This is a genomic window from Pseudoalteromonas sp. MMG006 (genome assembly GCF_018101025.1).
Taxonomy (GTDB): Bacteria; Pseudomonadota; Gammaproteobacteria; order Enterobacterales; family Alteromonadaceae; genus Pseudoalteromonas.
In genome coordinates this window covers 89,341-103,756 of record NZ_JAGJEJ010000007.1, presented here as the reverse complement: position 1 = coordinate 103,756, position 14,416 = coordinate 89,341, and the positions used below count along the sequence as shown (strand labels likewise).

General features: G+C 39.2%; 11 protein-coding genes. 3 read left to right on the top strand and 8 right to left on the bottom strand.

The features are described 5' to 3' along the window. Window positions 1-45: 45 nt before the first annotated feature. From J8L73_RS09295 to J8L73_RS09285, 3 genes are all read left to right on the top strand, one after another. Window positions 46-471: a hypothetical protein gene (locus J8L73_RS09295; RefSeq protein WP_211000480.1), complete on the top strand. Its 426-nt coding sequence runs from the start codon at window positions 46-48 to the stop codon at window positions 469-471. A gap of 578 nt (window positions 472-1,049) precedes the next feature. Then, complete coding sequence (locus tag J8L73_RS09290; protein ID WP_211016493.1) at window positions 1,050-3,737, top strand: TonB-dependent receptor; 2,688 nt, start codon at window positions 1,050-1,052, stop codon at window positions 3,735-3,737. Between the two features lie 104 nt (window positions 3,738-3,841). Then, entirely contained in the window at window positions 3,842-5,194 is a 1,353-nt protein-coding gene (locus J8L73_RS09285; protein WP_211000482.1) for a hypothetical protein, read from the top strand. A gap of 71 nt (window positions 5,195-5,265) precedes the next feature. On the opposite strand, the gene J8L73_RS09280 is transcribed toward J8L73_RS09285, so the two are convergent. The 8 genes from J8L73_RS09280 to J8L73_RS09245 all read right to left on the bottom strand — a co-directional run bounded on the left by J8L73_RS09280 (window position 5,266) and on the right by J8L73_RS09245 (window position 14,313). Then, the gene (locus J8L73_RS09280; RefSeq protein ID WP_211016491.1) at window positions 5,266-5,517 is read right to left on the bottom strand and encodes a DUF3862 domain-containing protein; all 252 of its coding nucleotides are present in this window, start codon (window positions 5,515-5,517) and stop codon (window positions 5,266-5,268) included. A gap of 19 nt (window positions 5,518-5,536) precedes the next feature. Continuing rightward, a complete protein-coding gene (locus J8L73_RS09275) occupies window positions 5,537-6,373 on the bottom strand; it encodes a peptidoglycan binding protein CsiV (protein ID WP_211016483.1) in 837 nt (278 codons plus the stop codon). Beyond that, complete coding sequence (gene mfd, locus J8L73_RS09270) at window positions 6,373-9,846, bottom strand: transcription-repair coupling factor (protein WP_211016481.1); 3,474 nt, start codon at window positions 9,844-9,846, stop codon at window positions 6,373-6,375. Before mfd ends, J8L73_RS09275 begins: the two co-directional genes overlap by 1 nt. A gap of 70 nt (window positions 9,847-9,916) precedes the next feature. After that, on the bottom strand, window positions 9,917-10,810 hold the full coding sequence (locus J8L73_RS09265) for a carbon-nitrogen hydrolase (RefSeq protein WP_211016479.1): 894 nt from the start codon (window positions 10,808-10,810) through the stop codon (window positions 9,917-9,919). Next, window positions 10,807-11,862, bottom strand: coding sequence for an agmatine deiminase family protein (locus J8L73_RS09260; protein ID WP_211016477.1), 1,056 nt, complete (start codon window positions 11,860-11,862; stop codon window positions 10,807-10,809). The genes J8L73_RS09265 and J8L73_RS09260 overlap by 4 nt, the downstream gene beginning before the upstream one ends. Before the next feature lie 57 nt (window positions 11,863-11,919). Then, window positions 11,920-12,528 carry a PilZ domain-containing protein gene (locus J8L73_RS09255; protein ID WP_211016475.1) on the bottom strand — a complete coding sequence of 203 codons (609 nt, stop codon included), beginning with the start codon at window positions 12,526-12,528 and terminating at the stop codon, window positions 11,920-11,922. A 367-nt stretch (window positions 12,529-12,895) separates the two neighbouring features. Then, window positions 12,896-13,663 carry a haloacid dehalogenase type II gene (locus J8L73_RS09250; RefSeq protein WP_211000489.1) on the bottom strand — a complete coding sequence of 256 codons (768 nt, stop codon included), beginning with the start codon at window positions 13,661-13,663 and terminating at the stop codon, window positions 12,896-12,898. Next, window positions 13,663-14,313: a peroxiredoxin-like family protein gene (locus tag J8L73_RS09245; RefSeq protein ID WP_211000490.1), complete on the bottom strand. Its 651-nt coding sequence runs from the start codon at window positions 14,311-14,313 to the stop codon at window positions 13,663-13,665. The genes J8L73_RS09250 and J8L73_RS09245 overlap by 1 nt, the downstream gene beginning before the upstream one ends. Between the last annotated feature and the right edge of the window lie 103 nt (window positions 14,314-14,416).

Here is a 14,416-nt window from a genome sequence, read left to right as displayed (position 1 = left end):
TAGTCGTGATTATTAGTATTTGCTTTTCTTTGGTGCGACATTGTTATGCTTATATATAGGTTAAGTTTATTTACAGCGTTGATTTTTATATTAACAGCGTGTGATTTTTCTCAAAGTTCAGGCGGCAAATTACCTAAAAACGCCGAATGTGAACCTAATCTGCCTTGTACTTTTTCAAATGGTGTTAAAGTATGGTTAAGTGAGCGAAGCCTTTCACCAGAGACTCCATTTACTATTTTTAGCGACTTACCTGCAAACATACAAATTGAAGATGCCAAGCTTAAAGGCATCACTATGTATATGGGCTACATTCCACAATTGTTCAAAAAAAATAATAATGTGTGGCAAAGCAATACGATGGTTGGTATTTGTTCAGAGCAAAACATGTTGTGGAGCTTAGAGCTAGTAGTAACAAACAACGCCACAGCACAAGTCGACACTCTCAACTATTATTTTTATGTCACTTACTAAATTTTATATTCCCTATACTGTACGTTTTTTACTTTATTAAGATCATTAAAACTCAGTGTCTGATTTAAATCTATACAATTTTCACTCGTGGTAAAAGTAACCCTAAAAAGTTCAATTTTTAATTGCCGCTGAATAAAAAACAAATCCAAAATTCCTTCCTAAGTAACCAATTAAGACTATTTAACCACTTTCTATGCATAAATATGGTTAGTAATTAACATATAGTTTTACGCTTTTAATAATCTGCTGTGATCAAGTTGTTAATTTGTGTGGTTTTGGCTCTAAACCCGCTTGATTACACTTAATTACAAAGTTGTTTAGTTTGATTTCAACTGTGTTTTTTATGTTTCATAACTAAAGTACCTTTTTGTTATATATGGGTATTTATTAATTAACATTGAAACATCATGTAACCTATGTACCTAAAATGGTTGTTCCGTTTTATCGTGTGTTATAAATTACACTACCGTTAAGTTTTCGTTCAGTTAAAGGCACCTAAGTTGCCCCCCTGACTCACTATTATAATAAAAAGTGAGCATTACCAATTAAGGTAAATTTCCAACAAGTAGGGTTTATTCATGAAAAAGTCAACTCTTGGTTTAGCTGTAATTGCAGCATTCCCAATGTTCTCAAGTGTGCAAGTTCTAGCCGCTGAAGATTCAGCACAAGCAATCGAAAAAATTCAAGTAACGGGTTCTCGCATTAAGCGTTCTGATATGGAAACCGCTAGCCCAGTTACGTTGATTGGTGCAGACGAAATCAGAGCTTCTGGTGCCACATCAGTTGATAGCGTGCTTCAACAAATGACTGCTACCGGTGGTGCAATGACTAACCCGGGCGTAAATAACGGTTCTGGTGGTAATGCATCAATTGACTTACGTGGTTTAGGTTCACAACGTACTTTAGTACTTGTAAATGGCCGTCGTATGATCAATTCAGGTACTGGTGCGGCTTCTACAGTTGATTTGAATACTATTCCAGTTTCAATGATCAAGCAAATTGAAGTACTTAAGGATGGCGCATCTGCTGTTTATGGTACAGATGCTGTTGCAGGTGTTGTAAACATCATTCTTAAAAACGACTTTGAAGGTCTTGATCTAAACGTTAATTCTGCAATGACATCAAAGCATGATGCTTCTGAAACGTCTATAGATTTCACTGTTGGTACTTCGTTCGATAAAGGTAATATCGTATTCGGTGCACAGTACACAAACCGTGGTGAAGCTAGTCAAGGTGATCGTGGATTTTCAAATTGCCCATTATTTGAAGGTGAAAACGGCCTTTTCTGCGGTGGTTCTTCGTTCAGTGAAGGCGGCCACATTTATAACGTAAACACTGTTGGCATAGCCAATAGCGATGGTGAGATTGAGCAGAAAGGTATAGCAAACGACAGTGGTTTAAGCAATCGTGGTGGTAGCTTACACCGTTTTACTGATGAAGCCGATGCTTACAACTACGCTGAGCAAAGCTATTTATATACACCAATGGAACGCTTAAATATTACAGGTGTAGGTACTTATGAGTTAAGTGATGACACTAGCCTTTTCAGTGAATTTACCTACACAAAACGTTGGTCTGAGCAACAGTTGGCACCACAACCAATTAATTTTGGTTTTACGTATGATGCAGCTATGGGCAATAGTTTATTAGGGCAAACGTATGACGAGCGCCAAGTCGTTGATGGTGCATTTGTAGAAGATGCAGATGGTAATTATGTAACCTCACCTACTAATTATGCTTATGGCGATGAAATTAGTTACCGCCGACGCATGACTGAAAGCGGTGCACGTGGTTTATCACAAACAGTAGATACTGTACGTATTGTTGTTGGTGCAGAAGGCGTTATCAGCGATTACTCTTGGGATTTCTCAGCTAATTTCGGTCGTAACGACTCTGTGGATAAACTAAGCAATCTTCATAACGTTTCTGCTATTAATTCAGCTATTGCCGATGGTACGTTTAATCCATTAGACGAAGCTGATTGGGCTCTTTCAAATGTACAAGATTACATTTACACGGAGCAGAATTCAGGTGGTAGCCAGTTATTTATTTTAGCTGCTTCACTTTCTGGTGAAATGTTTGAAATGCCAGCAGGTTATGCAGCATTTGCTGCAGGTGTTGAACATCGTCAAGAAAAAGCATGGTACACACCAGACTCAATCGCAGCACAAGGTTTAGGTAACGATCCACGCGTTGACGCTACTAGTGGTGGATTTGATGTAAATGAAGCTTATGTTGAGTTTGCAATTCCGTTGCTTGCTGACGCAGCTTTTGCTGATTCAATTGACTTTAGCGCGGCTGTTCGTGCGTTTGATTACAGCACATTTGGCTCTGATGAAACGTGGAAACTTGGTTTAACTTGGCGTGTAAACGACGAATTAATGCTACGTGGTGTTCGTTCAACAGCATTCCGTGCTCCTACAGTAGATGAGCTTTACTCTGGTAACGCTCCATCTTACGAGCAAGTTAGCTATCCAGGTGCAGATAGCCAAGCTGAAGTAACAGTAGGCGGCAATATAGATTTGACACCAGAAGAAGCAGATACGCTTACTGTTGGTGTAGTTTATGAGCCGCAGTGGTTTGAAGGTTTCTCAATGACTGTAGATTACTACGACATTGAAATCGAAAATGCCATTTCTACCTATAATAATCAATATGTTGTTGATCAATGTATTGGTAATGCTAACAGCAGTACTAATGCAATTTGTACAAGTACTTCTGCTGTATTCCAAGCTGATGGTCGTATTGTTTTCAATAACCAACTACGTAATATTGGCTCAGAGAAAACATCTGGTGTTGATTTAAATCTTACCTATGCATTTGAAGCGTTGGGCTTAAGCTGGAAGACAGGCCTAGATACAACTTATTTAGACGAATATGTTGTTGATACTGGTGCTGTTGTTGATTACTCAGGCTTCATTACTGGTGGTGCCGGTGGTTATGCAGATATTAAATCTAACTTTAACTTAAACGTTAAAGGTGATAATTGGGATGCAACATACGAAGCACGTTATATTGCAGGAATGGATAGCTTTGCATGTATTGGAGACGATACTTGTTTAGCACCTACAACTCCTTCTGTTGTATATCATGACATTAGTGCTTCATACATGATCAACGACGTATTAACGGTTTCTGCAGGCGTTAATAATATGTTTGATAAAGAGCCGCCATATTACTCAGGTAATAACGACTCAAATACTGACCCGTACACTTATGACACATTAGGTCGCCGTTTATTTGCTGGTATTAATATTAAGCTATAATCAGTATTTAAACCATATTAAGGCTCAGTTTGTACTGGGCCTTTTTTATTGAACAAAACAAAGGAGACAAGTACACTTAAGCGTATTATTAGAAGGAGAACTGATTGTTAAAGCAAGACGAAAACTTATCTTTTGTCATTGAACCAGAGCTCAGCCCGCGTGCCGAGCAGCGTATTGATCTGTATTTTTCTATTCCCAATGAAATGGGTATAAATCCGCAAACCCTCACTGAAGAATCTTACTTTAATAACAATTTTAAATCACACTTAGCCTATAACGCTAACAATATACACTTACCCTTAGTAAGAAGCCGTTTTGTTAGTAAAAATAAGGGTGAACAGCAAGATTACCGACAAAACCTTAATTTGTTTTGCTATCAGGTTCGCTTAGCGCTTGATGCTGATATACGTGATGCACTTAAAATTAATGATGTTGAAGATTTTTTCCAGCGTGCTATTGAGTTATTTGGGCAAAGTGAAGGGTTACTCAAAAAACTAAGGCGTTATACCCCTGATGATGAAAAACTGATCCCATTTTTCACTAACGCTGATAATTACTTAAGCTGGCATGTAGAGCAGTCATTTTTAAAATTATTAGACGAGGGTCCACGTAGTAGTGACTTTGCAAAAGAACGTAACGATTTACTGCAGTTTTGTAAAAATGAAAATAATTATCGTGGCGAAAAAAACTATAACTCCGAAACCACATTACAAGATGCAAACCGTATAACTAATAAAATGCGCCTGTTACAACGTCTAATAGAGCATGGCGTTATTTTACAGCGCCAAACACGGTTTCTTAATAGCTACCTCAAACGTTTGGTTAAAGGTACTGTGACTGCGGTTATTATGGCATTTGTAATGGTGGTTATTTTAAACGCTCGCTCAACCTTTACGGAGGTCACTGCCACGCTAATATTAATCCTAGGAGTTATTTATGGACTACGTGAGATATTCAAAGAAGATATAACACGGGTTATTTGGCGGGCTATTGTACGTGGCCGACCTAAGTGGCGTTTTAGTTTCAAAAACAGTATTAGCAAAGATAAAATTGCGAGTCAGTTTATTTGGCTTGAATATGTGCGCTTTAAAAATATACCGCAAGAAGTTAAATCAATTTTTTCAAAACGTCGACAGCAAAATAAGCAAGCTGCGCAGTGGCTGCACTTTGCAAGTGAAACGCGAGTAAGTGCAAAAGAGTTTTTACCAGGGTACGATACTCTCCAGCAAACATTACAATTTAACTTGGCGCCTTTTGCACGTTATTTAAAGCGTGGGGAAGGGAAGTTATATCACTTAGATAGTAATAAAATATCTAAACAGGGGGTAGAGCGGCGTTATCAGTTAAATATGGTACTTGTATTAACTGAGGAAGATAAAAAGCTTTACCAGCGCTATAAAATAACGCTAAACCGCAGTAAAATCATAAATATAGAACTTATTTACTCTAAAAAATAGGTTTATAGCCATACATTAAAAAAGGGGGATAGATAAAATCTATCCCCCTTTTTAAATTGTTAAAGCGTTATTTATTTAGCCAAACCATGCTTGCTATATAACGTCACTTTGTCTGAAACAAGTGTAATTTCGATATTTTTAGACTCGTCGCCCCATACACAGTTTGTGTGCAGTGTTTTTTCAACACAGTTACCAGCACTGCCTAAAATGGCTTCTACTTCAGTTTTGTCCATGCCTACTTTAATTTTTTCATAGCTTTCTAGATTTACTTTAGAACACGCGGCAAGACTTAGTGTAGCTGCGATGATAAGGAGTTTTTTCATTGTTATATCCTACTTAGTATTAATGTTTAAATTTTCTAATTTGGACAATCATGCCCATGCGAGGGTGATCAAAGTAATGTACTTCGCCACTTATTACACGTCTAAATTGTGAAAAGCGGGCTGATTCTATCTCGCCGTTTTCTAGCTTATGGCTAATGTCAAAATTAGCCGTAATGTATAAATAATGTCGTAAATGTATTTTAAATAAACCATCTAGCTCCCACTGCACATTTGCATTATCAGGGTCGTCGAATAGCGCTGGTTGCGTATTTAATAAACTTACAAAATCGGGGTTTGAATAACTAGGAATAGCATTGATGTCACTTTTAATGTGTTTGCCTGCTATTAAATGCATGCTCGGTGCTCGTGATTTACTGGCGCCTTCAAAGCGCCATCCAGTATGCAAAATAGGTGTTAATCCTTTTCGGTCGAGCTGACGCAGCTGAGTTTTAAACTTTAATTGTTCAGGTGCTAACAAATAGGTTTGCTGCATATGATCTTGCGCTGCTACTTGTGGCGTAACAGGTAGCTCATCATAACTTTGCATGTAATCAGTGCTATCGTCGCACACGCCAGACTGCGGGTTTGAGTTAACCAATGAATCGGTAAAAGAGTGCTTTTGAAAACGCACGTCGCCATCTATACATGCTTGCATTGCCTGCTCTGTATAAAGAGGTGTCATTAAATCTAGACTGTTTTTATCTTCAATAGCGTCGTGTTTAAGCGTAAAGTCCTCTTGTAAGTATGGCGCAGGGCGCTGCTTAAATACGAGTACTTCAACTTCAAACCAACGTTCTGCAAATGCAGTGCTGCTAAATAAGCAACATAGAACAATAAGCGATTTTTTTAGCAACATTAATGGCTAACCTTTTTTTCGAAATCTGCAATCATTGCAGTGACCATTTTTAAGCGTTCGCGAGCGTTAGCTTCACTAATTGCGAAGCGCAGTTTATTTGCGCCATCCATTTTGTACACCTTAGGTGCACTTTGTATCAAGCCAATGATGAAGCTAGGGTTAACTTTAGTGTTTTGACTAAACTCAAAATAGCCCCCCTTAGGATTAGCTTCAATTTTTGTTATACCTAAATTACTCGCTTGCATTTTAAGTTGTTGCAAACTAAATAGATTTTTAGCAGCGTCAGGCAGTAACCCAAAGCGGTCTATTAGTTCTACCTGTAATTCATCCATATCAGCAAGACTAGCACAACTTGCTACGCGCTTGTACATGCCAAGACGCGCATTAACATCATGAATATAGTCATCTGGCAGTAATGCAGGGAGTTTTAAATCTACTTCTGTTTGTTTTTGTAATAGGTTTTCAAGGGTTGGTTCTTTGCCTTCACGTAGTGCATTTACGGCTTGTTCAAGCATTTCCATGTATAAACTAAAACCAATAGTTTGCATTTGCCCTGATTGATCGTCACCTAATAACTCACCGGCACCGCGTATCTCTAAATCATGAGTTGCTAGTGCAAAGCCTGCACCTAAATCTTCGAGTGACTCTATAGCTTGCAAGCGTTTTGATGCATCTTTAGATAAAGATTTAGGGTCGCCCGTTAACAAATAAGCATACGCTTGGTGATGGCTTCGTCCTACACGTCCTCGTAATTGGTGTAGCTGAGCAAGGCCAAGTTTATCGGCTCTGTCCATAATAATGGTGTTTGCAGTGGGTACATCTATACCGGTTTCGATAATAGTGGTACACACCAGTACGTTGTATTTTTGGTGGTAAAAATCAGCCATTATTTGCTCAAGTTCTTGCTCGCGCATTTGCCCGTGAGCTGAGGTCACACTTGCTTCTGGCACCCACTCACTAATTTCTTGAGATACACGCTCAATAGTTTCTACATTGTTATGTAAAAAGTATACTTGGCCACCGCGTTTAATTTCGCGCAAAATAGCCTCTCGTATCAAGTCACTATCTCGTTGGCGCACAAACGTTTTAACAGCTAATCGCTTAGCTGGCGGGGTCGCAATAATAGATAAATCACGCATACCACTCATCGCCATATTCAAAGTACGAGGTATTGGCGTTGCAGTTAATGTGAGTATGTCTACATCAGCACGTAGCGCTTTAATTTTTTCTTTTTGGCGAACACCAAAGCGATGCTCTTCATCAACAATAAGTAAGCCTAGGTCACTAAAATTAATGTCTTGCTGGATGAGTTTATGGGTACCAATAACTATATCTAACTTACCATCAGCCATTTTTTCAAGAGTGTCTTTTTGCTGCTTGGTTGAGTTAAAGCGCGAAAGTACACCTACTTCGATTGGAAAGTCAGCAAAGCGGTCTTTAAAGTTTTCATAGTGTTGTTGCGCAAGCAAAGTGGTAGGCACTAATACAGCAACTTGCTTGTTATCGTTAACAGCCACAAAAGCAGCGCGCATGGCTACCTCTGTTTTACCAAATCCTACATCACCACATACTAATCGGTCCATGGCTTGCTTTGATTGCATATCGCCAAGTACCGCTTCTATTGCATTACGCTGATCGTCGGTTTCTTCAAACGGGAAACTGTCGCTAAATTGACGATATGATTGTCCATCAAGGCTAAATTTATTACCCGGTTTGGCTTGTCGCTGAGCATAAATATCAAGCAGCTCTGCTGCTACGTCTCTTACCTTTTCAGCTGCGCGCTTTTTAGCTTTTTCCCACGCGTCTGAGCCTAATTTGTGTAGCGGGGCACTGGCTTCTTCACCCCCTGAGTAACGGCTAAGCATATGCAGCGCTGATACTGGTACATAGAGTTTAGCTTCACTGGCGTAGGTGATAGTGACAAACTCAGTAATAACACCTGCGGCATCTATTGTTTGCAGCCCTTGGTAGCGGCCAACACCATGATCTAGGTGAACAATAGGTTGACCTTCTTTAAGCTCGGCTAAGTTGCGTATAAGTGCATCTTGGCTTGCTTCGTATTTGTGTTTACGACGCCTGCGCTGCGATACTTTAATACCTAATAATTCTTGCTCGGTGATAATAGCAAGGCTTGGCTTAGTGCCAAGGACCACACTTTGCTCAAGCGGGCTTACAATTAAACCTACGTCGCTGTCGCTTTTTGTAAATTGCTCTAGCGTGTCAAACTCTTTAAATTTAATGCCACTTGGTTTTAATACACTTAATAGTGATTCTCGTCGTCCGTCTGACTCAACACTTAGTAAAATACGGCCTTTGTTCTTTTTTTGCTGGGCAACGTAATTTATAAATGCACCATATGGTTCGTGTTGTTTGTGATCAATACGAATGGCAGGTAATTCACTAACGCTTAGATTTTTATTGCCAGCTTTAGTGCCAAGCTTAGCGAGTGATAAACGAATACGAGAAAACTCACCTAAGTTAGAAAACAACTCATTAATTGGCTGATATAACTCTGTTGGCTCTAACAATGGGCGTAGTGGATCTACTCGGCGATTTTCGTAGCGGACATTTACGTCGTGCCAAAAGTTATCTGCAGCATGCTCTAAATCGCCAAGTTGCATTACTGTGGTTGTATCTGGCAAGTAATCAAAAATAGTGGCGAGTTTTTCAAAAAACAAAGGCATGTAGTATTCAATGCCAGCAGGCCAAGTACCTTTACTCACTTGCATGTAAACAGAGTCTTGCTCTGAGCTTGCACCAAACTTTTCTCGGTAATTTATTCTAAAGCGTTCTACGTCGGCTTCGTTTGTAGGAAATTCGTGAGCAGGAAGTAATTCAATTTTATCTACTTTTTCGTCAGAGCGCTGGGTTTCTACGTCAAATAAGCGAATGGTATCTAGTTCGTCATCAAAAAAGTCGAGCCTAAATGGGTGCGGGCTACCCATAGGGTATAAATCAACAATAGAGCCGCGAATAGCATACTCGCCGTGCTCCATAACTTGTTGTACATGTAAATAACCAGCTTGCTCTAAGTTGCTGCGCAAATTATGAGTGTCGAGTTTATCGCCTACTTTAAAGTTAAGAGTAGAGCCGTAAATAAATGAAGCAGGCGCAGTACGAAGCATTAATGTAGATACAGGAACAATTAAAACGCTTTGTTTTTCGTTTTTAAGGGTATTAAGTGTGGCTAAACGCGCTGAAATTATATCTTGATGCGGAGAGAAGTGATCGTACGGTAAGGTTTCCCAATCAGGAAAAACCATGACCGGATTATCGGGTAATAGGTATTCAAGCTCTGTTTCAAGGCGCAAAGCACTTGGCGTATCAGGTGTTACAATTAAAACCAAGTCATCTTGTTGTTTTACGCCCTCAGCAATGGCAATACTTAAACCACTGCCACTAAGCTGCCCCCATTGAATTTTATCTTTTTGAGATTTTACCCACGGCAAGGCTGCCCATTGCTCAAACGCCATTTATTACTCCATTTATAATTTGGCGCTTAATACATAAGCGCCATAATATTATTTACCCAGCGCAGTTTACTTAGTCTCGGTATATTTTTGTTAGGTCTTGGTAATGATCAATTCTGCGGTCGCGTAAATACGGCCAGATACGTCTTACGTTTTCTGAGGCTTTTTGATCAAGTTCTACCACTAATATTTTTTCATCAGTGTTATTGGCCTCTGCCAATATTTCACCTTGGGGGCCTGCAATAAATGAGTTGCCCCAAAATTGAATGCCCTCACTTTGTGCACTTGGATCGCTTTCATGGCCTACACGGTTACAGCTAATAACAGGTACACCATTAGCAACAGCATGCGCACGCTGAACAATAACCCATGCATCTTTTTGACGAGTCTGCTCGGCGCTATCATCACGCGGATCCCAGCCGATTGCAGTTGGGTAAATTAAAATTTCAGCACCAGCCATTGCCATTAAGCGCGCTGCTTCCGGGAACCATTGGTCCCAACAAACTAATACGCCTAATTTACCTACAGAGGTTTGAATAGGCTCAAAACCTAAGTCACCTGGGGTAAAATAAAATTTCTCGTAAAAACCAGGGTCATCAGGAATGTGCATTTTGCGGTATTTACCAGCAATGGTGCCGTCTTTTTCAAGGACTATAGCGGTATTGTGATATAAACCTGTTGCACGTTTTTCAAACAAGGAGGCAACAATGACTATCCCAAGCTCTTTGGCAAGCTCGCCTAAGGTATTGCTACTTGGGCCCGGAATTGTTTCAGCTAAATCAAATACGTCTACGTCTTCTGTTTGGCAAAAGTAAAGGCTGCGGTGTAGCTCTTGTAAAACAACTAGCTGTGCCCCTTGCTGAGCGGCATCGCGAATTCCGGCAATTGATTTTGCCATATTTTGTTCTGCGTTATCGCTGTTAGATTGTTGTACTAAGGCTACATTTAATTTTGCAGGGCTTATCATTGTGCTGCTCCAGCTAAAAATCCACGAGGCAGTTGCATGGTAATACAGTGCAAACTGCCAAATTGTTCAATAATAGGTTGGCAATTAATGCCAATAATCTCATGCCTTGGATACGCCTTTTGAATTTGCGACAGAGCAAGTTCATCATTGTCATCGTTATAAGTAGGTACTAGTACCGCGTTATTTATAATTAAATAGTTAGCGTAGGTTGCAGGCAAACGCGTATTTTCATTATCGTACGCTGCTTTTGGCCAAGGCAATGCAATTAGAGTATATGGGGTGTCATTTGCTGTTTTAAAGCTCTTTAGCTGTTTTTCCATCGCGCTTAAGGCGCTAAAATGTTCATCATTTTCATCATCACACTTTACATATACCAGTGTGTTATTAGGGGCAAAACGTACTAAGGTATCAATGTGGCTATCGGTATCATCACCCGCTAAATAGCCATGATCTACCCATAAAAAGTCGGTAGCGCCCAAATGGCTTTTTAAAAGGGTCTCTATGTCGTCAGCTGATAAATCAGGGTTACGGTTTTTATTGAGTAAACATTCGCTAGTTGTAAGTAAAACGCCGTGTTCGTTTATTTCAATACCACCGCCTTCAAGCACCATATCAACGGCTTGATACTGGTTATTTGTACTGCTAAGCGCTTTTACCAAGCTTTTGTTAATTTGATTATCAAGTGTGCTTTCAAACTTATTGCCCCAACCATTAAATGTAAAATCAACCACGTTTAGCTCAAGTGGATTGTTTATTGATGCACACGTTAAAGGGCCATGATCGCGTGCCCAAGTATCATTTGTAGGGGTAACTACAAAATGAACACGGCTTAAATCAATTGAGGCGTTTTTAAGCAGCGCTGTTATGCTAATTTTTAATGCTTCACTGTGGGCAACTATTACAAGCTGTTGTCTGTGCGTTATCTGTTTTGAAAGCTCAACATAAACGGGTTCTACACGTGCTAAATTATCAGCCCAATCGGTGTCTTTATGCGGCCAAGTTAGCATTACAGCATCTTGCTCAGCCCATTCTGGTAAAAGTCTAAAGTTCATGAAATTTTGATACAAATTAAGGTGTCGCTAGTTTAGCATTTTACGTAAATATGTCAGCTAATTATCACTTTTTGGCTCAGCATTAACTTGGTCAAGTTCTTGGCGTTTTTTTAGTTGGCGTGTTTGGGCGTGTAAGCTTGCTCTTACTACAAGCTCTTGGTCGGTAGTTCTGATTGATGTAAACAGCATAGTGTATTGATAATGTTCATTATCTTTTTTCTCAACAGCAACTATCTCAGTGTAACAATACACTGCAGACGCTTCGTGGTGCAAAAATAGCTTTGTTCTAAACGCTTGGCCAATTGAATAAACGTCTGAGGAGGTAAAGCGAATACCGCCACCGCCATAGCTGTCACATTGAATGGCACTATCTTGTGCTTGCTCAGAGGCTAAAATATGGCTCATAATTAAATCAATTTTACGAGACTGCGCTTGTAAAAAGACGGCTAGTTCTTGCGCAACATCACCTAAATTTCTAAGCGGGCGTAATGAACTCTGCTCAAGCTCGCTTACCTCATTAGCTAATCTAAATAGGGGAGGGATGTCGTCTTCAAGTTCAAGCTGTGTTTTGGGAACCTGATTGTCAGATACCGCGAATAAATTCACTCTTATACTTTCATTTATTTGAAAATACTCTTCAAACTCGCTTAACCTTTGGCTTTTCATAACTGTCTCCACTACGCATTAACTAACACTAACTTTGGATACTAAATCCATATTAAGAAGCTATTTAAAGCGATAATTTTATTGAATTTACTCTGACATTTTCCGCAATTTCACTTTATTTACACTGAAATGTATTAAGTTAAGAAGGTATATTTAAATATCATTATAGTTCAATATGTTAGTTACATCCTTAACCAATTTCAGGCTAATTAAATAGTAGCGTTATGAGGGAGAAATTACTAGCAGTTAAAAATAGTAAATACATTGATTGGCCTATACTTTGATAAGCAAGTTTGCCCAAAAAAAGCGGCCAATGTCATCCTGACATCGGCCGCTTGGGTATTGATTAATTAGCGTATAAACGTGCTTACTTAAGTAGAGCGACTAATTCATGTAAATCTTTCACAACGTGATCTGGTTTTTTTGCAAGTGGGTAAAGTGCTTTACCTGGGCGTGCAATAAACGTAGTTTGTAATCCGGCTTCTTTAGCGCCTGCTACATCCCAACCATGTGCTGCTACCATCATTGCTTCATTTGGCGCTACATTTAACTTTTTAAGTACCCACTCGTAAGCACGTAAATCTGGTTTGTATATTTTAATATCTTCAATGCTGTAACGTGCGTCAAAGTAAGACATTAAACCAGCGCTTTCAAACTGTGCCTTAACACCTTTGTTTGAAGAATTTGTAAGGCTTACTAACTTATAGCCCTGTGCTTTAAGTTTTGCCAGTCCTTCTTTAACATCGTTATGTGGTGGGAGTGTTAAAAGCGGAGTAACAATGGCTGTTTTTGCTTGTTCACTTGTTATGTCTATATTGTTGTTTTGTGCCACCATCATTAGCGATGCCACACCAATTTGACCAAAATCATGGTAACTACCGCTTACTGTATCTACTAATGAATTGTGCAACATGGTAGAAAACCATAAAGGCAATAAATCTTCACGGCCGCCTAGGGCTTTACCAATTGAGGTACGCATTGATGTTAAATCAAGGAGTGTTTCGTTCACATCGAAAATAAGTACTTTAGGTTTTTCTTGAGTTTTCATTTCATCAGCCATCGCATAGCCAGAAACTAAGCTTGAGCCGACAAGTAGTGAAAGAGTAAGGTTTTTTAACGATTTTAAAATAGACATTAATTTTGCTCCGATTCGAGTGCTGCCATAATATCAATAGGCTCTGCACGTAGGGTGTAGTCTTCGTTTAAGAATGCGTAAGTAATAACACCTTCTTGGTTAATTACGTATGTAGCGGGTAGTGGTAATTTAAAGCTTTTATCACCGTAGTAGTGCTCAAAATCAATTCCAAACTGTGTATAAAGTGCTTGAATGCGCTCATCGAGTGTAAACAATAAGCCAAACTGCTCTGCTACTTTATTACTCACATCTGACAGTACATCGAAATCCAGTTCATTTTTTTGTGTAGTTGAGAGCGTTTCATCTGGCAGCTGTGGTGAGATAGCAATTAACTGGGCGCTTTGTGTTCTAAATTGTGGCAAGTAATTATTAAGTGCTTTTAGCTCTAAATTACAATAAGGGCACCAACCACCACGATAAAAGCTAACTATTACTGGGCCTTTATTCAATAAATCATTAAGCTCAATATTTTCACCTTTGTGATTTACTAAGCTAAAGTTTTCTACCTTTGCACCAATTTGTAAGGCGTTATCTTTAATATGCTGAGCAATAAGCTCCTCATTTGTTGTGTCCATTAATGCGAGTACATCAGCAGGTAATTTTGCTTCTTTTTGCACATTGTATGCATCTATTTGTGCTTTTAAACTCATTACTAAATCTCAAATTAAAACATATTGCGATTATGTGTGTTCTAGTTATTTAAATAAACATTGCAAAACTGAAAGCTTCATTCGAAAATGTTAAACATTGAAA